This is a genomic window from Streptomyces sp. NPDC101237 (assembly GCF_044767465.1).
In the GTDB taxonomy this organism is placed as follows: Bacteria; Actinomycetota; Actinomycetes; order Streptomycetales; family Streptomycetaceae; genus Streptomyces; species Streptomyces gramineus.
The window spans coordinates 267,271-287,751 of record NZ_JBIWNY010000002.1 but is presented as its reverse complement, the minus strand read 5'-3'; the positions used below and the strand labels follow the sequence as shown (position 1 = coordinate 287,751).

Here is a 20,481-nt window from a genome sequence, read left to right as displayed (position 1 = left end):
GGAAAATGGGCGTGACGGTACCGGACCCAGGGGGGCCGGAGGCGGCGGCATGACGTTCGTACAGCTCATCGAGTGCAGGACCCACCGGCCGGCCGAGATGGACCGGCTGCTGGACAGGTGGGTCACGCAGACCAAGGGGAAGCGGGCGGCGACGCACACGGTGGTCGGCAAGGACCGCTCGGACGCGTCGCACGTCGTCGAGATCGTGGAGTTCCCCTCGTACGAGGAGGCGATGCGGAACTCCAGCCGGCCGGAGGCGGACCAGGTCCTCGACGAGATGCTGGCCCTGTGCGAGGGGATGCCGACGTTCACGGACCTGGACGTGGTGCGCGACGAGCGGGTGCCCGCCGGTACCGCGGACACCGCGCGGCGGTTCTTCGAGACGATCGCCGCGCCCGGACCGCTGGTCCCGCTGCACAGCCTGATCACCGAGGACTACCACGACCACGATCCGGTCGAGGGCCGGGACACCATCGGCATGGACGCGATGCGGCGCAAGCTGGAGATCTGGCGGGAGGCCTTCGACTTCTCGTTCGTGATCGAGGACCAGATCGCCCAGGGCGACCGGGTGTGCACCAGGTGGCTGTGGACGGGCGTGCAGAAGGCGGCGTTCATGGGAGTGCCGAACACCGGCCGCCAGGTCACCATGACCGGTACGACGATCCACCGCCTGGCCGGCGGAAAGCTGGCCGAGAGCTGGCTGCAGTACGACCGGGTGGGACTGCTGGCCCAGCTCGACGCGCTGGACGCGCTGGCGAACTAGGCCGACCATCGAAGTGCCCGCGAGGGGCGAAGCCCCCGTTCCCGGCGGACGACCGGGGACGGGGGCTTCATCCGTACAGGCGTCGCCTCAGTGGGAGTGGCCGTGGGAGTGGCCGCCCGCGGCGGGCTCCTCCTCTTCCTTCTTCTCGACGACCAGGGTCTCGGTCGTCAGCAGGAGGGAGGCGATGGACGCCGCGTTCTCCAGGGCGGAGCGGGTGACCTTGACCGGGTCGATGACGCCGGCCTTGACCAGGTCGCCGTACTCGCCGGTGGCGGCGTTGAAGCCCTGGCCCTTCTCCAGCTCGGCGACCTTGGAGGTGATGACGTAGCCCTCCAGGCCGGCGTTCTCGGCGATCCAGCGCAGCGGCTCGACGACCGCGCGGCGGACCACGGCGACACCGGTGGCCTCGTCGCCGGTCTTGCCCAGGCCGCCCTCCAGCACCTTCGCGGCGTGGACGAGCGCGGAGCCACCACCGGAGACGATGCCCTCCTCGACCGCGGCGCGGGTCGCGGAGATGGCGTCCTCCAGACGGTGCTTCTTCTCCTTCAGCTCCACCTCGGTGGCGGCGCCGACCTTGATCACGCACACGCCGCCGGCCAGCTTGGCGAGGCGCTCCTGGAGCTTCTCGCGGTCCCAGTCGGAGTCGGTGTTCTCGATCTCGGCCTTGATCTGGGCGACGCGGCCGGCGACCGCACCGGAGTCACCGGCACCGTCGACGACCGTGGTGTCGTCCTTGGTGACCGTGACACGGCGGGCGGAGCCCAGCACGTCCAGGCCGACCTGGTCGAGCTTGAGGCCGACCTCCTCGGAGATGACCGTGGCGCCGGTGAGGATCGCCAGGTCCTCCAGCATCGCCTTGCGGCGGTCGCCGAAGCCGGGGGCCTTGACCGCGACCGCGTTGAAGGTGCCGCGGATCTTGTTGACGACGAGGGTGGAGAGCGCCTCGCCCTCGACGTCCTCGGCGATGATCAGCAGCGGGCGGGAGGCGTTGCTCTGGATGATCTTCTCGAGCAGCGGGAGCAGGTCCGCGATCGAGGAGACCTTGCCCTGGTTGATGAGGATGTAGGGGTCCTCCAGGACGGCCTCCATGCGCTCCTGGTCCGTCACGAAGTACGGCGACAGGTAGCCCTTGTCGAAGGCCATGCCCTCGGTGAAGTCCAGCTCCAGGCCGAAGGTGTTGGACTCCTCGACGGTGATGACACCGTCCTTGCCGACCTTGTCCATCGCCTCGGCGATGAGCTCGCCGACCTGCTGGTCCTGGGCGGACAGCGCGGCGACGGCGGCGATGTCGGACTTCTCGTCGATCGGGCGGGCCGTCGCGAGCAGGTCCTCGGAGATGGCGGCGACGGCGGCGTCGATGCCCTTCTTCAGGGCGGCCGGGGAGGCACCCGCGGCGACGTTCTTGAGGCCCTCGCGGACGAGCGCCTGGGCCAGCACGGTGGCGGTGGTCGTACCGTCACCCGCGATGTCGTTGGTCTTGGTCGCCACCTCCTTCACCAGCTGCGCGCCGAGGTTCTCGTACGGGTCCTCGATCTCGACCTCGCGGGCGATGGTGACACCGTCGTTGGTGATGGTGGGGGCGCCGAACTTCTTGTCGATGACGACGTTGCGGCCCTTGGGACCGATCGTCACCTTGACGGTGTCGGCAAGCTTGTTGACGCCGCGCTCAAGGGCGCGACGGGCGTCCTCGTCGAACTTCAGGATCTTCGCCATGGGAGCGGTTCAGCCCTCTCGGAAAACGTGAGTGAAACGAACCGCGCCCCCGACGCCCGGCTTCATGAGATCGCGGGGGCCAGGGGCGCAGCTCAAAGCAGAATGTGCTTCGGGTGAACTACTTCTCGATGATCGCGAGCACGTCGCGAGCCGAGAGGACGAGGTACTCGTCCCCGTTGTACTTCACCTCGGTGCCGCCGTACTTGCTGTAGAGCACGACGTCGCCGACCTTGACGTCGAGCGGCAGGCGCTCGCCGTTCTCGAAACGGCCCGGGCCCACGGCGAGGACGGCGCCCTCCTGGGGCTTCTCCTTCGCGGTGTCCGGGATGACCAGGCCGGAGGCCGTGGTCTGCTCGGCGTCGAGCGGCTGGACCACAATGCGGTCCTCAAGCGGCTTGATGGCAACCTTGGAGCTGGTGGTCGTCACGATCCGACCTCCCCCTTCGGAGATCTCACGGGGTTAACTGTCTGAGGTGGCGACCAGGTGGATCCGTCGTCGCGGGTGCCGGACCTGCCCGTCGCGTAGTTGGCACTCTCATCTGCCGAGTGCCAGTGCCGAGACTATGACCGGGATTAGCACTCGGTCAAGCGGAGTGCCAATCCGTCGCGGCGCGGCGCGGAAAATCGGTGTCCGGAACCGGGTGACGGGGCCTACAGGTAGTCCTCCAGCCGCCCCACCGTCAGGCCGGCCTCCTGGGCCCGGCGCAGGAGGGCGGTGGTGCGTTCGCGCAGGGTCAGGCCGGTGGCCTCGTCCGGGCCGACCAGGACGATGTCTCCGGGGCGCAGCCGCTTCTCGCCGCGGCCGAAGGTGATGCCGTCGCCCGTCACGGCCGCGCGCCACAGGACCACCGCCGTCACGCCGCAGTCGGCCGCCGCGCGCAGGGTGGTGGTGTCGTACGTGCCGTAGGGCGGGCGGAAGAGGCGCGGGCGGATGCCGAAGCGGGACTTCAGCTTCTCCTGCTGACCGCAGATCTCGGCGCGCTGGCCGGCGTAGGGCAGGCCGGACATGGCCGGGTGGTCGAGGGTGTGGTTCTGGACGCTCGCGCCGACCTCCTGGAGGCGCGCGAAGTGGCCGTAGCCGGGGCCGACCACGCTGTCGGTGAGGAACATGCTCACCGGGAGCCGCAGTTCGCGGACCATGTCGACGAACCGCGGGTCCTTCTCGGCGCCGTCGTCGTAGGTGAGGAAGACGACCTTGTCGGCGGTGTCGACGTGGTCGACGACCGGGGGCAGGGCGTCGTGGAGGGCGAGCGGGTGCAGCGGGGGGTGCGGCGCGGGCAGCAGGGGCGCGCTCAGGCCCCAGCGGCGGTAGGCCTGTTCACGGGCCGGGCCGTTCGGCCGCACCCGGTCGGCCGCCTTCTTGCCCAGCCGTTCGATCGGGTCGACGGACTGGGCGCAGCCCGCCAGGAGGAGGGCGGCGGTCAGCAGCGCGGCCGCCGCCCTCGGCCGGCTCACAGGTAGTCCTCCAGGCGCGCCACCGCGTAGCCCTCGCGGGTGACCTTGTTCAGAAAGCGGCGCATGTCGTCGACCATCGTGCCGTCCCAGTCGTCCGTGCCCCGGAAGTGCGTGAGGACGATGTCGCCGGGGTGCAGGCCGCGGTCCCACTCGCGGTACTCCCAGTGGTCGACGAAGACCTCCTCGTCCCAGATCGGCGCGTACTTGATGCCGCAGGACTTGGCGGCGCGCAGGGTGTCGCCGTTGTAGTTGCCGTAGGGCGGCCGGAAGACCGTCGGCGCCTTGCCGAACTGCTTCTTCATGATGGCCTGCATGCCGCAGATCTCGTCCCTCTGCTCCTCGTAGGACAGGCCGGGCAGGTAGGGATGGGTGAGCGTGTGGTTGTTGAGGGTGTGGCCCTCGGACTGCATCGTGCGGAAGAAGCCGTAGTCGTCCTTGACCAGGTAGTTGCTGAGGAACGCGGTGTAGGGGATCCGCAGGTCGTTCATCATGCGCAGGAACCGCGGGTCCTTGTTCGCGCCGTCGTCGATGGTCAGGAAGACGATCTTCTGCCGGGTCGGGATCGTGGTGAAGACGGGCGGGAGGTCGTCCTCCACCTGCCCGTCGACCTCGAAGCCGTCGCGTGCGGTGATCCGCGGCTTCACCTTCGGCGGAGCCGGGGCCCGCAGCGGCACCGCGTCCAGGCCCCAGTGCCTGGCGGCGGCGACCAGGGCGGCGTGGGAGTCGGGGGCGGGGGCGGCCTTGTGCGGTCGCGGCTGGCCGGCGGCGGGGTGGGCGGTGGAGCCGCTGTCGGGCCCCGCGCAGCCGGACATCAGGGCGGCCACGGCCAGCAGGCCCGCCGCGCCCACCATCAACCCTTTTTTGTCATTTTGTACGACTACTCGCATGGTGTCGGATCCTTCCAGGGCCTCCCCCGGATCCGGCGCCGACACCGCCGCCGGAGGCGAACCATCCACCGACTGGCCGACAATGACCCGGTGAACGACGTCCTCGCCCCGCTGCTGACCCCCGAGGGCCGCGCCCTCCTCGCCGAGGTGCGCGGCACCGCGCCCGCCGACGAACTCGCCGTCGCCACCCGGCTGCGCCGCGCGCATCCGGCCGAGCTGGTGTCCGCGGCGCTCTCCCAGGCCCGGCTGCGGCAGCGGGCGGCGGCGAAGTTCGGGGAGGCGGACGCGGACCGCATGTTCTTCACGCCGAACGGGGTCGAGCAGTCGACGCGGGCGAGCGTGGCCGCGTACCGGGCCGAGTCGTTGCACGCGCTCGGCGTGCGGACCGTCGCCGACCTGTGCTGCGGGATCGGCGGCGACGCGATCGCGCTCGCCCGCGCCGGGATCCGCGTGCTGGCGGTGGACCGGGACCCGGCCACCGCGGCGGCGGCGCGGGCCAACGCGGCGGCGCTCGGGCTGGACGGCCTCGTCGAGGTCCGGGAGGCGGACGTCACGGAGGTCGACACGAGCGGCTGCGACGCCGTCTTCGTCGACCCGGCCCGGCGCGGCGGCCGGGGCCGCATCTTCGACCCGGAGGCCTACTCGCCGCCGCTGTCCTGGGCCGTCGAGGCCGCCCGCAAGGCGCCGTGCGGCGTGCTCAAGGTCGCGCCCGGCATCCCGCACGAGGCGATCCCGGCGGACGCCGAGGCCGAGTGGATCTCGGACGGAGGCGACGTGAAGGAGGCGACGGTGTGGTTCGGGGCACGGGTGACGCCCGGCGCCCGGCGGGCGGTGCTGCTGCCCTCGGGCGCGGCCGTGCGGGCCTCGCCCGCCACCATGCTGCCGGATCCCGCGGTGCGGCCGGTGGGCCGGTACCTGTACGAGCCCGACGGCGCCGTCATCCGTGCCCATCTGGTCGCCGAGGTGGCCGCGGACCTGGACGGCGGGCTGATCGACCCGACCATCGCCTACATCACGGCGGACGAGCGGCGCACCACCCCGTACGCGAGCGCGTACGAGATCACCGACCAGCTCCCCTTCAACGTCAAGAAGCTGCGGGCGCTGCTGCGCGAGCGCGGGGTGGGCGTCCTCACCGTGAAGAAGCGCGGCTCGGCCGTGGAGCCGGAGGAACTGCGCAGGAAGGTCAAGCCGCAGGGACCCCACGCGGCGACCGTCTTCCTGACCCGGGTGGCGGGGGCGCCGACCATGCTCGTCGGCGCCCCCGCACCGGCTACCGGTGGTGAACGGTCCTGACCGAGGCCGGATCCGGCTCGGCGGCCGGCAAGGCCGACCTGGTGCCGGCCGGGACGGGCCCCCCGGCCCCCTGGCGCAGCGCGAAGGCGCGCGCGGCCGGGGCAAGGCCGTTGCAGTAGGGCTGGTACACGAAGTCTCTCCCGCTCGCACTGATCGACGAGCCCGCCGTGTCGAGCGCGCCCAGCGTGACCGAGCCGGTGTCGCCGAAGGCGAACACCGCCCGGGTGCCGGCGGACTCGCGCAGCAGGTAGCTCTTGACCTCGTCGGACAGGGCGGGCCGGGAGGTCCACAGCACCGGCCCGTAGAGAGAGCTGGGAGTCGCGGACGAAGACCAGCCGGTTGCCGTCGGGCGAGAAGGCGGGCTGCGCGGCGTGGCTGAGCAGCGGCTTGACGGTGTCCGCGACCGAGTCGTAGACGGAGATGCCCGGATCCGCGGAGCAGCCGCCGTCGCGGCGCTCGAAGGCGACCCGGCCGGTGGAGTCGTGCACGGTGTTGTCGACCGCCCATGGCCTGTACCGCCCCCTCTGCGGGGGCCGGGCCGCTGTAGTGACCAACTGATCGCCATGGGAACGGAGTCGCGGATGAACACCTGTGTGCTTCCGGGTTACGAAGCGCACGCGCGGGCCCTTTCCAGCAGCAGCCGCCGCTCCCGCTCGTTGCGGGCCAGGGCCGCGGCCCGTTCGAACTCCGCGCGGGCCTGCTCGGTACGCCCGAGACGGGCCAGCAGGTCACCCCGCACGCTGGGCAGCAGGTGGTAGTCGCGCAGGGCGGGCTCCGCGGTCAGCGGCTCCACGATCGCCAGGGCCGCGGCCGGGCCGTCCGCCATCGACACGGCCACCGCCCGGTTCAGTTCGACGACCGGGGACGGCGAGCGGGCCGCCAGCAGGCCGTACAGGGTGGCGATGGACCTCCAGTCGGTCTCCTCGTAGGCGTACGCGTGCGCGTGGCAGGCCGCGATGGCCGCCTGCAGGGCGTACGGCCCCGGGGCGCCCGTCGCCGTGGCGTCGGCGCGGGCCAGCGCCCTGATGCCGCGGGCGATGAGCATCCGGTTCCAGCGGCGGCGGTTCTGGTCCCGGAGCAGCACCGGCTCGCCGTCCGGGCCGGTGCGGGCGGCGGTGCGGGAGGTCTGGAACTCCAGGAGCGCGGTGAGGGCGTGCACCTCCGGCTCCTTGGGCATCAGCGAGGACAGCACCCGGGCCAGCCGCAGCGCGTCCTCGCACAGCGAGGGGCGCAGCCAGTCGTCGCCCGCCGTGGCCGCGTACCCCTCGTTGTGGATCAGGTAGATCACGTCGAGCACCGAGCCGAGCCGGGCCTCGCGGTCCGGGCCGTACGGCACCTCGAAGGCGATGTTCCGGGCGGCCAGGGTGCGCTTGGCGCGGACGATGCGCTGGGCGACCGTCGGCTCGGGGACGAGGAAGGCACGGGCGATCTCGGCCGTGCTCAGACCGCCGAGGAGGCGCAGCGTGAGCGCGGTGCGGGCCTCGGGCGACAGCACCGGGTGGCAGGTGGTGAAGACCAGCCGGAGCAGGTCGTCGTCGATGTCGTCCGGGTCGGCGGGTTCCTCGGGCGGGGCGGCCGTCTCCAGGCCGCGGCCGATCTCCGCGAGCTTGCGGGCGTAGTTCTCCCGGCGCCGGACCAGGTCGACGGCGCGGTGGCGGGCGGTGGCCATGAGCCAGGCGCCCGGGTTGTCGGGCACCCCGTCCGCCGGCCACTGCTCCAGGGCCGCGACCAGCGCGTCCTGGGCCAGTTCCTCCGCGATGCCGACGTCGCGGACGACGCGGGCGACACCGGCGATCACGTGGGGAGATTCGAGCCGGAAGACGGTCTCGATGGCGTGGCGGGTCTCGGCGTCGGCGCCGTCGGGGGGCTGTGTGCTCACAGCCCCCCATGCAACACCCACCGCGGGACGCGCGCCAGGACGGTCAGCCCTCCGCGATCTCCCGGACCTCGCAGGTCACCGTCCAGAACTCCTCGTGCACCTTCAGGAACCGCTTGGTCCACTCCAGGGCCTCGGCCATGTCCTTGCACTGCATGATCGCGTACCCGCCGACGACCTCCTTGGACTCCGTGAACGGCCCGTCGGTGACGGAGATCTTCCCGCCCTCCCAGTGCACCCGGCTGCCCTGGGCGGTCGGCGTGAGGCCCGCGGTGTCCAGCATCACGCCGGCCTTGGTGATCTCCTCGATCAGCTCCCCCATCCGCTGCATCAGCTCCTGGCTGGGGCCTTCGGCGGGGGCGGTGTTCTCGTCGATCTTCACGAGCGACAGGTAGCGGGGCATGGTGACTCCTGGTGTTCCGGTGCGCTGCGGGGGCTCTCCCCGCATCTCACCCTTGCGTCGAACGCGCCGGACCCGGATCGACACGCGCGCCGGAATTTCCCGAAGTTTCTTCTGCGCCCGCTTCCGCGCCCGCTTCCGGGCCCCTGACCGCGTCCGCCGCGCGGGCCTCGGGAGCTACCGCAGGGACTTCCAGAGGTCGCTCGCCTCGGGTTCGTCGGCGATCACCCGGTTGGGGTCGGAGGGGGCCGTCACCACCGGCATCATCACCGTCCTGACGTGGTCCGAGGTCAGGCCCCCCAGGCTCTGGCCGAGACGCATCAGCTCGCCGAGCGAGTCCAGGCCGGTGTCGGTGGTGAGGCTCGCGGTGACCGCGTCGGCCACCTCGTAGAGCCTGGCCGGGCTGGAGAGGAGGCCGATGGAGGCCATCCGGTCCAGCAGCGCCTTGACCAGCTTCTGCTGGAGGCCGATCCGGCCGAGATCGCTGCCGTCGCCTATGCCGTGCCGGGTGCGGGCCAGCGCCAGGGCCGTGGTGCCGTCGAGGTGGTGGGTGCCCTTTGCCAGGTGCAGATGGCTGTCGTCGTCGTCGATGTCCTGGGCGGTGGTGACGGTGACCCCGCCGAGCGCGTCCACCAGCTTCGCGAAGCCCGAGAAGTCGATCTCCAGGTAGTGGTCCATGCGCACGCCGGTGATCGACTCGACCGTCTTGACCGCGCACACCGCCCCGCCCACCGAGTAGGCGCTGTTGAACATCGCGCCGGGGGCGACGGACGTGTGGCCGCCGGAGGAGAGCGGGCAGGAGGGACGGGTGACCAGGGTGTCGCGCGGGATGCTCACGACCGTGGCCTCGGTGCGGCCGGCGTCGACGTGGACGACCATCGCCGTGTCGGAGCGGGCGCCGCCGCTGTGGCCGCCGCCGAGCTTCTGGTTCTCCTTGCCGCTGCGCGAGTCCGAGCCGAGCACCAGGATGTTGACGGAACCGGTGGGCAGCGGCGAGGCGGACGCGGTGGCGGTCGGCGTGGTCACCGCCCTGGCCGGCCGGTCGTCGCCGAGCGCGCTGTTGATGTCGACGCTCCTGATGTTGTCGTCGAGGTGCCGGTAGACCCACCCCGCGCCCGCGAGGCCCAGCGTCACGACCCCCGCCAGGGTGAAGCCGGCGATCTTCAGCCACCTGGACCGCCGGCCCGCCCGTACGCCCGCCCCGTCCCGCTCCTCGTGTCCCGTCACGAGACAGGAACGTAAGTCCGAATTATTAGGGGACTGTTAGCACGAGTACCCCAAGGGCGTTTTCTTCGGAAAATCTCACCCTTCTCAGGCGCGCTTCACCCCCGGACCACGGCCGGCACCGGACTGCCGCCGTTCCAGGGGCCGTTGCACCCGGGTCCCGTCCAACCGCCGCCCGGCGAGGAGAACATGACGTACGAGGCGACGCGGGGACACGGGTACGCGCGCCCCGCCCGCCGCCACAGCCGATCGGGTGCGCACCGGAAACTTTCGGGACCCGGGAGGCCCCGTGGAAGGTGCCGGTCTCAGCCGGTCGCCGGGGCCGCCGTGCTGGACCGCACCACCAGGCTGGTCGCCAGCTCCACCCGGGTCGCGGTGGTGGCCTTCTCCACCCGCCCCATCTCCAGCACCAGCCGCGCCGCCGCCTCGGCCATCTCGGTGAGCGGCTGCCGTACGGTCGTCAGCGGCGGCCCCACCCAGCGGGCCACCGGCAGGTCGTCGAACCCGACGACGCTCACGTCCTCCGGGATCCTCAGCCCCAGCTCGCGCGCCGCCTCGTACAGGCCTAGCGCCTGGAGGTCGTTGCCGGTGAAGACGGCGGTGGGCCGGTCGGGCATGCGCAGCAGCTCCAGCCCGAGCCGGTAGCCGGCGTCGTGATGGAAGTCCCCCGCCTTGACCAGGCGCTGGTCGACGGGGAGCCCGGCGGTCTCCAGCGCGGCCCGGTAGCCGTCCACCCGGGCCCGGCTGCACATCATCCGGGAGGGTCCACTGATCGCCCCGATGCGCCGGTGGCCCAGCTCGACCAGGTGCCGGGTGGCGGCCAGCCCGCCCTGCCAGTTGGTGGCGCCGATGGACGGCACGTCGGGGCCCGGGTCACCGGCCGGGTCCATCACCACGAACGGGATCGACCGGCTCAGCAGCAGCGCCCGCTGCGACTCGTCGAGGCCCGACAGCACCAGCACCACTCCGTGCGGCCGCCGCGCCGCCACCTGGTCGGCCCAGGTCCGGCCCGGGGTGAGCCGCCCGGCGCTCTCGCTGAGCACCACGCTCAGGCCGGCGTCCCTGGCCACGTTCTCCACCCCCCGGATGACCTCCATCGCCCAGGCGCTCTCCAGCTCGTGGAAGACCAGGTCGATGAGCGGGGACCGGGAGGCCTCGGCGCGCCGCCGCCGGTAGCCGTAAGAGCGCAGCAGTTCCTCGACCCGGGTGCGGGTCGCCGGAGCGACGTCCGCGCGCCCGTTCAGGACCTTCGAAACAGTCGGAGCGGACACACCGGCCTCACGGGCGATCTCGGCGAGTGTCGCCGTCTGCGTTTCTGCGGGCTTCGGAGGCGTCATGCCGGCGATCGTATCCCCGCGCTCCCGCCGGGACGAAGACCCGCGCACGTCCAGGGTCTCCGGAACATTCGGGCTACCCGGCGCAACATTCGGCCGCGTTCGGCCGGGGCCGATCACCTCGACGAAGGCGGGGACCGGACCGGCGGCGGCCGCCGGACCGGTCTCAGGGAGTCTCGGCCCCGGCCGACTCGAACCGCCAGCGGTGCACCGGACGGGCCGTCAGGTCGCCGGGCGGATCGCCGAGTTCGGGCAGGTCCGGGGTGTCGTACGAGCCGGGCCACCACGTGACGACCAGCACCCGGTCCTGCGGCGCCCGGAACGCCTCCCGGCGCACCGGGTCCCTCGCCAGGCGCTGCCGCCGGGCCCAGTCCAGCAGTTCGTCGCCCCGGCCCGGCACCGCCCGCGCCTCCCACATCAAGGCGACCGTCACGTGTAGAGGTTCCCCTTGCTGACCTCGTGCACGTGGTCGTGATGATGGTGGCCCGGCACGTGCGGGTCGGTCACCGGCAGCGAGCTGTCCGCCGACAGGTCCCAGCTCGACGCGGCCCGGTTGCGCGCGACCATCTCGGCGCCGAGGGCCGCCACCATCGCGCCGTTGTCCGTGCACAGCTTCGGGCGCGGCACCCGCAGCCGGATGCCGGCCGCCTCGCAGCGCTCCTGGGCGAGGGCGCGCAGCCGGGAGTTGGCGGCGACACCGCCGCCGATCATCAGGTGGTCGACGCCTTCGTCGCGGCAGGCCCGGACGGCCTTGCGGGTCAGGACGTCCACGACCGCCTCCTGGAAGGAGGCGGACACGTCACGGACCGGGACGTCCTCGCCGGCCGCCCGCCTGGCCTCGATCCAGCGGGCCACCGCCGTCTTGAGACCGGAGAAGGAGAAGTCGTACGCCGGGTCGCGCGGGCCGGTGAGACCGCGCGGGAAGGCGATGGCCTGCGGGTCCCCCTCCTTCGCGTAGCGGTCGATGACCGGGCCGCCGGGGAAGCCCAGGTTCAGCACACGCGCGATCTTGTCGAAGGCCTCGCCTGCCGCGTCGTCGATGGTCGCGCCGAGCGGCCGCACGTCGGAGGTGATGTCCGAGGAGAGCAGCAGGGAGCTGTGCCCGCCGGACACCAGCAGGGCCATCGTCGGCTCCGGCAGCGGGCCGTGTTCCAGCTGGTCGACGCAGATGTGGGAGGCGAGGTGGTTCACGCCGTACAGCGGCTTGCCCAGCGCGTACGCGTACGCCTTCGCCGCCGACACGCCGACCAGCAGCGCCCCGGCCAGTCCGGGACCCGCGGTGACCGCGACGCCGTCCAGGTCCTTGGCGCTCACGCCCGCGTCCTTCAGGGCGCGCCGGATGGTCGGGACCATCGCCTCCAGGTGCGCCCGGGACGCCACCTCGGGGACCACGCCGCCGAAGCGGGCGTGCTCGTCCACGGACGAGGCGACGGCGTCGGCGAGCAGGGTGGTGCCCCGGACGATGCCGACGCCGGTCTCGTCGCAGGAGGTCTCGATCCCCAGTACCAGGGGTTCGTCAGCCATTGATCTCGGTTCCTTGTCCGGAAGTGGGTCCGTCGGCGGGGCCGCTGCCCGGTTCGGTCGTCAGGCGCATCACCAGGGCGTCCACGTTGCCCGGCTGGTAGTAGCCGCGTCTGAACCCGATGGCCTCGAAGCCGAACCGCTCGTAGAGCTTCTGCGCACGGGTGTTGTCGACCCGGCACTCCAGCATGACCTCGGCGCACTCGAAGGCGGTCGCGGCCCGCAGCAGCTCGGTCAGGAGCTGCCCGCCGAGGCCCGTGCCCCAGTGGTCGCGGGCGACGGCGATGGTCTGGACGTCGCCGAGTTCGCCCTGGGCCGCCAGTCCGGCGTACCCGACGACCTGGCCGTCGCTCAGGGCGACCACGTACCGCCGGGTCGCCTCCGGTCCCCTCGCGTGCGCCAGTTCGGACCAGAACATGCCCCGCGACCAGGCGTCCTCGGGGAACAGGCCCTTCTCCAGTTCCAGGACCCGGTCGATGTCCCACCAGCGCATCTCGCGCAACTGTGCGGTCACTTCGGGGTGACCACCTTGTAGTTCCTGGGCACCTGCGCGTCCGGCCGGCGCAGGTACAGCGGCCGGGGCGCGGGCAGTTCCTCGCCCGCGGCCAGCCGCTCGGCGGCGAACGAGGCGAGGGCGGCGGCGGAGACGTGCTCGGGTTCGTGCACGACCGGGAAGGTGTCGGGGTAGAGCATCGCCCCGGCGCCGACGGCGGGCAGACCCGCGACGCGCTCGGCGATGTCGGCGGGCCGGTCGACGGCCGGATCCGTGAGCCGGGTGCGCGAGTCGGCGTAGGTGGCCCAGTAGACCTCTTTGCGGCGGGCGTCGGTGGCCACGACGAACGGTCCCTTCTCGACGTCGGCCGCGTAGGCGAGCCCGTCGAGGGTGCACACGCCGTGCACGGGGACGCCGAGCGCGAGGCCGAAGGTGTCCGCGGTCATCAGACCGACCCGCAGGCCGGTGTAGGGACCGGGACCGATGCCTGTGACGATCCCGGTGACGGCGTCCAGCGTGACCCCGGCCTCGGCGAGGACGCGGTCGACGGCCGGCAGCAGCAGCTCGCCGTGCCGGCGCGCGTCCACCTGGCTCGACGAGGCGATGACGGCCTCACCGTCGTGCAGCGCGACGGTGACGGCGGGGGTGGCGGTATCCAGAGCGAGCAAGAGCACGCGAACAGCCTACGGCTCCGGCGCCGCGAGCACGGCCGCCAGGGGCGGACCGTCACTGGCTGCTACGGTCTGTACGAAGTACGACATATACGGCGACTCAGAGGTGGTGCGCGTGGCAGGGACCAGCTCGGGAATCGTGGCCGGCCTCACCGCGGCGGCCGTCGGGACGGTCGGTCTCCTCGCCTACCAGGCCTCGGCCACCGTTCCGCCCGGCCTCGGCGGCAGGCCCTCGTCGAGTCCCGCCCCGGGCGCGCAGGCCTCCAAGGCGCCCCGGGACCAGCGCCATCCGAGCGCGTTGCCGAACAATTCCGGCGCGGGTGAACGGGTGGTGTACTCGGTGGACGACGACCGGGTCTGGCTCGTCGACGAGCGCAACCGGGTGCTGCGCACCTTCGCCGTGCGGCCCGGCACGATCGACCCGCCCGTGGGCGCCTACTGGGTGACGTCCCGCTCCAAGGCGGTCACGGGCACCGACGGCCTCCCCATCGAGCACGTGGTGCGCTTCGCCACCACGAAGGACGGCTCGGCGATCGGGTTCAGCGCGGTCACCGGCACCGGCGCGACCGAGCCGCCGGACCCGGTGGTCAAGACGGGCGGTATCCGCGAGACCCGGGCCGACGGCAGCGCGATGTGGATGTTCGCGACGATCGGCGTCAAGGTCATGGTCATCCGCTGACCCCGGCGGTCCGCCGACGGTCCGGACCAACCTAGGCGGCCCGGCGGCAGCTCTCGGCCGGGCGCGGGGGCAGGTCCGGCACCCTCGGGGGCCTCGACACCGCGTCGGCGGCCGCGCAGGACGCCAGAAGCTCGCGCATGGAGACTCCGGCGGGCGTGGACGGCCGCCGCTCCGTGGACTTGGACGCGGGCATGGACGCCTCCTGAGCTGCGGGGGCGGATGTAGTTAGGCACACCTAACCACGGGCTGGGTACCATGTGACCACGCCCGCGTCACGAAACGCAACATCTTGCCGACACCCCGTCGGAACGACGGGGCCGGCCTCAGACCGACAGCGCCCCGAGGTCCGCCCCGGCCCACCGCTGCCCGAGCCCGGTCACGGTCACGTGCCGCACCTCGTCCGTGGTGTCCCCGGCGGCCCGGTGGATCCGCACGAAGAGCCGGTCGTCGGTCAGCTCCTCGACCTTGCCCTCGCCCCACTCCACCACGATCACCGACTCCGGCAGGGAGACGTCGAGGTCCAGGTCCTCCATCTCGTCGAGCCCGCCGCCCAGGCGGTACGCGTCGACGTGGACGAGCGGCGGCCCGTCGCCGAGGGACGGGTGGACGCGGGCGATCACGAAGGTCGGGGAGGTGACGGCCCCGCGCACGCCGAGCCCCTCGCCCAGCCCGCGGGTCAGCGTCGTCTTGCCGGCGCCGAGTTCCCCGCTGAGCATCACCAGGTCACCGGCGCGCAGCAGCGCGGCCAGACGGCGGCCCAGCTCCCCCATCTGCCCGGGGGAGGTGACGATCAGCTCGGTCTCAGCCCGGCTGTGCGGTGCTGCTGGTGCTTCCATAGCCACTTACCGTAGCCCCTGCGGGCACCGCGCCCGCCCGGGTGAGCAGGTCGGCGAGGCGGTCGGTGACCACTTCCGGGTGCTCCAGCATCACCAGGTGCCCGGCGTCCGGGACCAGCACCAGTTCGGCGTCGGGGAGCAGGTCGGCGATGACCTCGCTGTGTTCGCTGGGGGTGACCAGGTCCTGCACCCCGGCCAGCACCAGCACCGGGAGATCCTGGAAGTAGGCGAGGGCCGCGGTCTTGTCGTGGTCGGTGAACGCCGGATAGAACTCGGCGACCACGTCGATCGGGGTGGACTCGATCATCCGCTCGGCGAACCGCTCGACGGCGGGGTCGACCTCGCGGGAGGCGAACGAGTACCGCTTGATGATCCCGGTGAACAGCTCGGCGGTGGCCCGCCGGCCCTTCTCCACCAGCGCGGCCTGGGTGCCCAGCACCTTCAGCACTCCGGGCAGCACCCGGCGCACCGCGTTGACGCCGGCGACCGGCAGCCCGAAGTTGACCTCGCCGAGCCGCCCGGACGACGTACCGACGAACGCGGTGGCGACGACCCGTTCGCGGATCAGTTCGGGGTACTCCGCGGCGAGCGCCATCACCGTCATGCCGCCCATCGAGTGCCCGACCAGCACGATCGGCCCCTCGGGGACGGCAGCGTCCAGGACGGCCTTCAGGTCCCGGCCCAGCTGGTCGATGGTGAGCGGGGTGCCGCTCGCGTGCTGGGCGACGCCCCGCCCGGAGCGGCCGTGGCTGCGCTGGTCCCAGTGCACGGTGCGTACGACCCCGCGCAGGGCGGCGCGCTGGAAGTGCCAGGAGTCCTGGTTGAGGCAGTAGCCGTGGCTGAAGACGACGGTGACGGGGGCCGGTGCCTTGCGGCCGAAGAGCCGGCGGCGGCGCGGGGAGACGGCCGGGCCGAGGTCGGGCTCGACCTCGTCCACCTCGTAGTACAGCTCGGTGCCGTCGTCGGAGACCGCCTTGGCCGGCGTGCCGCGCAGGGTGCCGTAGGGTCCCGCCGAGTCCAGGGCCAGTCTGGCCTTGCGGCGCATCCCCCGGCCGACGGTCATCCGCTCCACCGCGACCCCGGCGGCCGCCCCGGCGGCGAGCACGCCTATGGCGGCCCCCGCGATGCCGGTGACCTTGAGCCACGTCCCGTCCGCCCCCGTGGCGGAAGCGACGGCCGCCGCGGCGTCCGCTACGGCCTCCGCACTGCTCTCGCTCACGTACCGCTCCTCTTCGCCGTACTGCAGTTCGCTCGTTAGGTGAAACGGGTGACACCGACGAGACGGCTGTCGCGTTCGTTGCTGCTGGTACAGGTGTAACCGGGTTCCGCGGTCACCGAACCCCGGAGGTCAGTTCCCGTCCCCTGGTTCTTGCCCACTCGCTTCCCCGTTCACATAGACGCGGGGAACCCGGGTTCCGATCCGGGTGACGATCTCGTAGGCGATGGTGCCCGCCGCCTGCGCCCAGTCCTCCGCCGTGGGCTCGCCGCGGTCGCCGGGACCGAACAGCACCGCCTCGGAGCCGACTTCGGGCTCGTCGCCGCCGAGGTCGACGACGAACTGGTCCATGGCGACCCGCCCGGCGACCGTCCGCCACTTGCCGCCGACCAGCACCGGACCGGTGCCGGAGGCATGGCGCGGAACGCCGTCCGCGTAGCCGACGGGAACCAGCCCGAGGGTGGTCCGGCCGGGTGTGACGTAGTGGTGTCCGTAGCTCACGCCGTGACCGCCCTGGACGTGCTTCACCAGGGCCAGGGAGGCGGCGAGGGTCATCACCGGGCGCAGCCCGAAGTCGGCCGCGGTGCCCAGTTCGGGGCTGGGCGAGATGCCGTAGAGGGCGATGCCCGTGCGGACCAGGTCGAAGTGGGACTCGGGAAGGGTGAGGGTGGCCGGGGAGTTGGCGATGTGCCGTACCTCGGGCCGGACGCCCCGCTCCTCGGCGTGGGCGAGCATCTCGCGGAAGAGGGTGAGCTGGGCGGCGACGGAGGGATGCCCCGGCTCGTCGGCGCAGGCGAAGTGGGACCACAGGCCGGTGATCCGGACCAGCCCCGCCGTCTGCGCGCGCACCGCCTCGGCGACCAGTTCGGGCCAGTCCTCGGGCTGGCAGCCGTTGCGGCCGAGCCCGGTGTCGGCCTTCAGCTGCACCAGCGCGGGCCGGCCGGCCGCACGGGCGGCCTCGACGGCCTCCCGCAGCGCCCACATCCCGCTCACGGACACGTCGAGGCCGGCCTCGACGGCCTCCCGCCAGGGCCCGCCCGGCGTCCACAGCCAGCACATGATCCGCACGTCCGCGGGCAGACCCGGGTCGGCGCGCAGCGCCAGGGCCTCCTCGGGCGTGGCCGTGCCGAGCCAGCTCGCGCCCGCGGCCACGGCCTCGCGGGCACAGCGGAGCGCCCCGTGGCCGTACGCGTCGGACTTCACCACGGCCATCAGGGCCGCGCCCGGCGCGAGGGCGCGCAGGGTCCGCACGTTGGCCCGCAGGGCGGCCAGATCGATCTCGGCGCGGGCGCGCAGGGGCGCGGTCGGCGCAGTCGCTGTCTCACTCATCGCGCCCCCAGTGTCTCAGAGGCCCCCGCGGGACCTCCGGCACAGGCCCCGGTACGGGCCCCGGCCGCCCGCGGGTACCCGCCGGGCACCGGCCTCAGCTGCCCGTCCGGTGCCCCCACACGTACACCTTGTCGCCCTTCTTGAGCACGCCCCAGAGCTTCTTGGCGTCGCCGAGCTTGAGGTTCACGCAGCCCCAGGAGCCGAGAGTGGTGTAGATGGAGCCGTAGACGGCGTGGAAGGCCTCACCGCCGTCGAAGAACTGGGCGTACGGCATGGGCGAGTTGTACAGGGTCGACCAGTGGTTCTTGTGCCGCCAGTAGACGGTGTGCCAGCCGGCGCGGGTGGCGTGGCCCTTGCGTCCGCTGCGCATCTGCACCGGCCCGAAGACCACCTTGCCGCCCTTCTGCACCCAGGTGACCTGCCGGTTGAGGTCGACGCAGGCGACTCGGTACGACTTCACGGGGCAGTTCTTCTCGGCGTTCGGGTTCTTCCTCGCCGACAGCAGCATCATCTGGTACCAGGTCACCGGTCCCGCGAATCCGATCGCCGGCTTGATCCTGTACGACTTCTGGAACTTCTGGACGGCCTTGCAGTCGGAGGCGGACTGCTTGCCGTCCACCTTCAGCTTCAACCACTGCTCGATCTGCCGCTGGTACGGCCCGGTCAGCTTGGAGCAGCTCACCTTGGCGACGGCGTCGCTGAGCGGCACGTACTCGACCAGGTCGTAGGTCCCGGGGGCCGCCGCCCTGGGTTCGACGGCGTCCTCCCGGGCGCTGGGCGTGTACACCTTCGGCGCCAGCGCCTGGTCGGGGGTGTCGACCTGCCAGGACTGCCCGGGTCCTGGCGCAACCCCCGGCACCAGGTCGGACTCGGCGACGGCGGCGGGCGGCTCGGGGGCGGTGTCCGCGGCGACGCTCCCGGCCCCGAGGCAGAGCACGACCACGGCGGCGACGAGGGCTCCGGCGACCCGGCGCGCGGCACCGGCCGGATGACGCACAATTCGTCCACTGATCATGTGATCAGACAACCGCGCACGCCCGGGAATCCGGGGAAGCCGCGCGGCCGGGTCACCCGAGGGAGGGAGCAGGGGAGACGCCCTCTTCAGAGGTCCGGACCCACCCCGCTACCGGCGCCTACGGGACACGCCCCCGCAGCGGCGCCGGAGATGCCCCCCGACCGAAGGCTCGGGGCAGGGAGCGCGCGACAAGCCCACTCCGCCGGCGCCCGGGCCACGACCGGTCCGCCCCGCTCCGGGGACCGCGGCGAGGCCCGGCGACACGGACCGCCGGCCTACCGCCCCGGACGGCGGACCGGGAAGACCCCCCGCCAGGCCGACGGCAGCTTCTCCGCCACCGCGTGCGCGACCGTCGGGGCGCCCTGCGCCGCGAACCGCCCGGCGAGGCCGTGCAGATACGCCGCCACGCTGCCCGCGTCCCGCCCGTCCAGCCCCGAGGCGAGCAGCGATCCCGCCAGTCCCGACAGCACGTCCCCGCTGCCCGCGGTGGCGAGCCACGGCGTCCCCGTCGCGTTCACCCGCACGGCCACCGACCCGACCTCCGGCGCCGCCACCAGCGTCGTCGCCCCCTTGAGCAGGACGGTCGCCCGGTAGGACGCGGCCAGTTCCCGCACCGCCGCGAGCCGGGCCGCCTCGACCTCCTCCCGGCGCACGCCGAGCAGCGCCGCCGCCTCCCCGGCGTGCGGCGTCATCAGCGTGGGCGCCGTCCGTGCGCGCACCGTGTCCCGGTCGGCGAACCGCAGCCCGTCCGCGTCCACCAGCACCGGCACGTCGGCCTCCAGCACCTCGGCGACGGCATCGGCGTCGTCGCCGACGCCCGGCCCGACCACCCAGGCCTGCACGCGCCCGGCCTTGCGCGGCCCGCCGTCCGACACCAGCGTCTCGGGAAAGCGCGCCAGCACCTCGTCCCCGGCGGGCCCGGCGTACCGTACGGCCCCGGCCCCGCCCCGCAGCGCGCCGGCGACGGCGAGCACCGCGGCGCCGGGATAGCGGGCCGACCCGGCCGCGATCCCGACCACGCCCCGCCGGTACTTGTCGCTCTCCGCGCCCGGCGCCGGCAGCCGCCGCGCCACGTCCGCGTCCTGCAGCGCCTCCAGTTCGGCCTCCGCGGGCAGGTCGAGCCCGATGTCCACCAGCCGCACCGAACCGGCGTACTCCCGCGCCGGATCGACGAGCAGTCCCGGCTTGTGCGTCCCGAAGGTGACGGTCAGGTCGGCCCGTACGGCCGTTCCGCGTACCTCGCCGCTGTCCGCCTCCACCCCGCTGGGCAGGTCCACGGCGACCACGGCGGCCCGCGACCGTGCCACCACGGCGGCCAGCGCGGCCGCCTCGGGCCGCAGCCCGCCCGTCCCGCCGATCCCGACGATCCCGTCCACGACGAGATCCGACCGCAGGATCAACTCCTCCGCGCCGTCCGCGAGTACGGTCGTGCCGCCGGCCCGGCGCAGCGCCGCCAGGCCACCCGCGTGGGTGCGCTCCGGCGCCAGCAGGACGGCCGTGACCCCCGCTCCCCTGCGAGCCAGCCGCGCCCCGGCGTACAGCGCGTCACCGCCGTTGTCCCCGCTGCCGACCAGCAGCACCACCCGGCAGCCGTACACCCGGCCGAGCAGGTCGGCGCAGGCGGCGGCCAGCCCGGCGGCGGCCCGCTGCATCAGCGCCCCTTCCGGCAGCCGCGCCATCAACTCCCGCTCGGCCGCCCGTACCGTCTCCACGCTGTAAGCAGTCCGCATGTCCCGAGTCTCCCCCGGAACCGCGGGGACGCGCATCCGCCGGACC

The 20,481-nt window shown here is 73.0% G+C and carries 22 protein-coding genes; 3 read left to right on the top strand and 19 right to left on the bottom strand.

From position 1 onward, the window contains the following. Nucleotides 1-49: 49 nt before the first annotated feature. A complete protein-coding gene (locus ACIRQ9_RS04355; RefSeq protein WP_404166985.1) occupies nt 50-763 on the top strand; it encodes an ester cyclase in 714 nt (237 codons plus the stop codon). 87 nt (nt 764-850) lie between these two features. On the opposite strand, the gene groL is transcribed toward ACIRQ9_RS04355, so the two are convergent. The 4 genes from groL to ACIRQ9_RS04335 all read right to left on the bottom strand — a co-directional run bounded on the left by groL (nt 851) and on the right by ACIRQ9_RS04335 (nt 4,818). Further along, nucleotides 851-2,476 carry a chaperonin GroEL gene (gene groL / locus ACIRQ9_RS04350; protein ID WP_404166983.1) on the bottom strand — a complete coding sequence of 542 codons (1,626 nt, stop codon included), beginning with the start codon at nt 2,474-2,476 and terminating at the stop codon, nt 851-853. 118 nt (nt 2,477-2,594) lie between these two features. Beyond that, the gene (gene groES, locus ACIRQ9_RS04345; RefSeq protein ID WP_066995800.1) at nt 2,595-2,903 is read right to left on the bottom strand and encodes a co-chaperone GroES; all 309 of its coding nucleotides are present in this window, start codon (nt 2,901-2,903) and stop codon (nt 2,595-2,597) included. A 224-nt stretch (nt 2,904-3,127) separates the two neighbouring features. Further along, on the bottom strand, nt 3,128-3,931 hold the full coding sequence (locus ACIRQ9_RS04340) for a polysaccharide deacetylase family protein (RefSeq protein ID WP_404166981.1): 804 nt from the start codon (nt 3,929-3,931) through the stop codon (nt 3,128-3,130). Continuing rightward, nucleotides 3,928-4,818 (bottom strand): polysaccharide deacetylase family protein, encoded by an 891-nt coding sequence (locus ACIRQ9_RS04335; protein ID WP_404166979.1) that lies wholly within the window; start codon nt 4,816-4,818, stop codon nt 3,928-3,930. Before ACIRQ9_RS04335 ends, ACIRQ9_RS04340 begins: the two co-directional genes overlap by 4 nt. A 90-nt stretch (nt 4,819-4,908) precedes the next feature. Here ACIRQ9_RS04335 and ACIRQ9_RS04330 point away from each other — a divergent pair, with 90 nt between their 5' ends. After that, complete coding sequence (locus ACIRQ9_RS04330; protein WP_404166977.1) at nt 4,909-6,111, top strand: methyltransferase domain-containing protein; 1,203 nt, start codon at nt 4,909-4,911, stop codon at nt 6,109-6,111. On the opposite strand, the gene ACIRQ9_RS04325 is transcribed toward ACIRQ9_RS04330, so the two are convergent. The 9 genes from ACIRQ9_RS04325 to tsaB form a co-directional block, all read right to left on the bottom strand. After that, nucleotides 6,089-6,406 (bottom strand): hypothetical protein, encoded by a 318-nt coding sequence (locus ACIRQ9_RS04325; RefSeq protein WP_404166975.1) that lies wholly within the window; start codon nt 6,404-6,406, stop codon nt 6,089-6,091. The genes ACIRQ9_RS04330 and ACIRQ9_RS04325 overlap by 23 nt on opposite strands. A gap of 309 nt (nt 6,407-6,715) precedes the next feature. Then, nucleotides 6,716-7,990 (bottom strand): RNA polymerase sigma factor, encoded by a 1,275-nt coding sequence (locus ACIRQ9_RS04320; protein ID WP_404166973.1) that lies wholly within the window; start codon nt 7,988-7,990, stop codon nt 6,716-6,718. Nucleotides 7,991-8,033: 43 nt separating this feature from the next. Then, the gene (locus tag ACIRQ9_RS04315; RefSeq protein WP_362174907.1) at nt 8,034-8,390 is read right to left on the bottom strand and encodes a YciI family protein; all 357 of its coding nucleotides are present in this window, start codon (nt 8,388-8,390) and stop codon (nt 8,034-8,036) included. A gap of 174 nt (nt 8,391-8,564) precedes the next feature. Further along, complete coding sequence (locus ACIRQ9_RS04310) at nt 8,565-9,614, bottom strand: LCP family protein (RefSeq protein WP_404166971.1); 1,050 nt, start codon at nt 9,612-9,614, stop codon at nt 8,565-8,567. 302 nt (nt 9,615-9,916) lie between these two features. Then, complete coding sequence (locus ACIRQ9_RS04305) at nt 9,917-10,948, bottom strand: LacI family DNA-binding transcriptional regulator (RefSeq protein ID WP_404166969.1); 1,032 nt, start codon at nt 10,946-10,948, stop codon at nt 9,917-9,919. Nucleotides 10,949-11,111: 163 nt separating this feature from the next. Further along, complete coding sequence (locus tag ACIRQ9_RS04300) at nt 11,112-11,378, bottom strand: hypothetical protein (RefSeq protein ID WP_404166967.1); 267 nt, start codon at nt 11,376-11,378, stop codon at nt 11,112-11,114. Beyond that, a complete protein-coding gene (gene tsaD, locus ACIRQ9_RS04295; RefSeq protein WP_404166965.1) occupies nt 11,375-12,469 on the bottom strand; it encodes a tRNA (adenosine(37)-N6)-threonylcarbamoyltransferase complex transferase subunit TsaD in 1,095 nt (364 codons plus the stop codon). Before tsaD ends, ACIRQ9_RS04300 begins: the two co-directional genes overlap by 4 nt. Continuing rightward, nucleotides 12,462-12,959 (bottom strand): ribosomal protein S18-alanine N-acetyltransferase, encoded by a 498-nt coding sequence (rimI, locus tag ACIRQ9_RS04290; RefSeq protein WP_404167516.1) that lies wholly within the window; start codon nt 12,957-12,959, stop codon nt 12,462-12,464. The genes tsaD and rimI overlap by 8 nt, the downstream gene beginning before the upstream one ends. Before the next feature lie 17 nt (nt 12,960-12,976). Next, a complete protein-coding gene (gene tsaB / locus ACIRQ9_RS04285; protein WP_404166963.1) occupies nt 12,977-13,633 on the bottom strand; it encodes a tRNA (adenosine(37)-N6)-threonylcarbamoyltransferase complex dimerization subunit type 1 TsaB in 657 nt (218 codons plus the stop codon). Between the two features lie 112 nt (nt 13,634-13,745). Between tsaB and ACIRQ9_RS04280 the strand changes: the two genes are divergently transcribed. After that, nucleotides 13,746-14,309 (top strand): hypothetical protein, encoded by a 564-nt coding sequence (locus ACIRQ9_RS04280; protein ID WP_404166961.1) that lies wholly within the window; start codon nt 13,746-13,748, stop codon nt 14,307-14,309. Between the two features lie 31 nt (nt 14,310-14,340). Here the strand turns inward: ACIRQ9_RS04280 and ACIRQ9_RS04275 are convergent, their stop codons facing one another. The 6 genes from ACIRQ9_RS04275 to ACIRQ9_RS04250 form a co-directional block, all read right to left on the bottom strand. Then, the gene (locus tag ACIRQ9_RS04275; protein ID WP_404166959.1) at nt 14,341-14,502 is read right to left on the bottom strand and encodes a hypothetical protein; all 162 of its coding nucleotides are present in this window, start codon (nt 14,500-14,502) and stop codon (nt 14,341-14,343) included. Nucleotides 14,503-14,632: 130 nt separating this feature from the next. Beyond that, complete coding sequence (gene tsaE, locus ACIRQ9_RS04270) at nt 14,633-15,145, bottom strand: tRNA (adenosine(37)-N6)-threonylcarbamoyltransferase complex ATPase subunit type 1 TsaE (protein ID WP_404166957.1); 513 nt, start codon at nt 15,143-15,145, stop codon at nt 14,633-14,635. Further along, nucleotides 15,111-16,364 carry an alpha/beta fold hydrolase gene (locus ACIRQ9_RS04265; RefSeq protein WP_404166955.1) on the bottom strand — a complete coding sequence of 418 codons (1,254 nt, stop codon included), beginning with the start codon at nt 16,362-16,364 and terminating at the stop codon, nt 15,111-15,113. Before ACIRQ9_RS04265 ends, tsaE begins: the two co-directional genes overlap by 35 nt. A gap of 129 nt (nt 16,365-16,493) precedes the next feature. Continuing rightward, complete coding sequence (alr, locus tag ACIRQ9_RS04260; RefSeq protein ID WP_404166953.1) at nt 16,494-17,690, bottom strand: alanine racemase; 1,197 nt, start codon at nt 17,688-17,690, stop codon at nt 16,494-16,496. Nucleotides 17,691-17,784: 94 nt separating this feature from the next. Beyond that, nucleotides 17,785-18,705: a L,D-transpeptidase family protein gene (locus ACIRQ9_RS04255; RefSeq protein ID WP_404166951.1), complete on the bottom strand. Its 921-nt coding sequence runs from the start codon at nt 18,703-18,705 to the stop codon at nt 17,785-17,787. Between the two features lie 275 nt (nt 18,706-18,980). Further along, the gene (locus ACIRQ9_RS04250) at nt 18,981-20,435 is read right to left on the bottom strand and encodes an NAD(P)H-hydrate dehydratase (RefSeq protein WP_404166949.1); all 1,455 of its coding nucleotides are present in this window, start codon (nt 20,433-20,435) and stop codon (nt 18,981-18,983) included. Between the last annotated feature and the right edge of the window lie 46 nt (nt 20,436-20,481).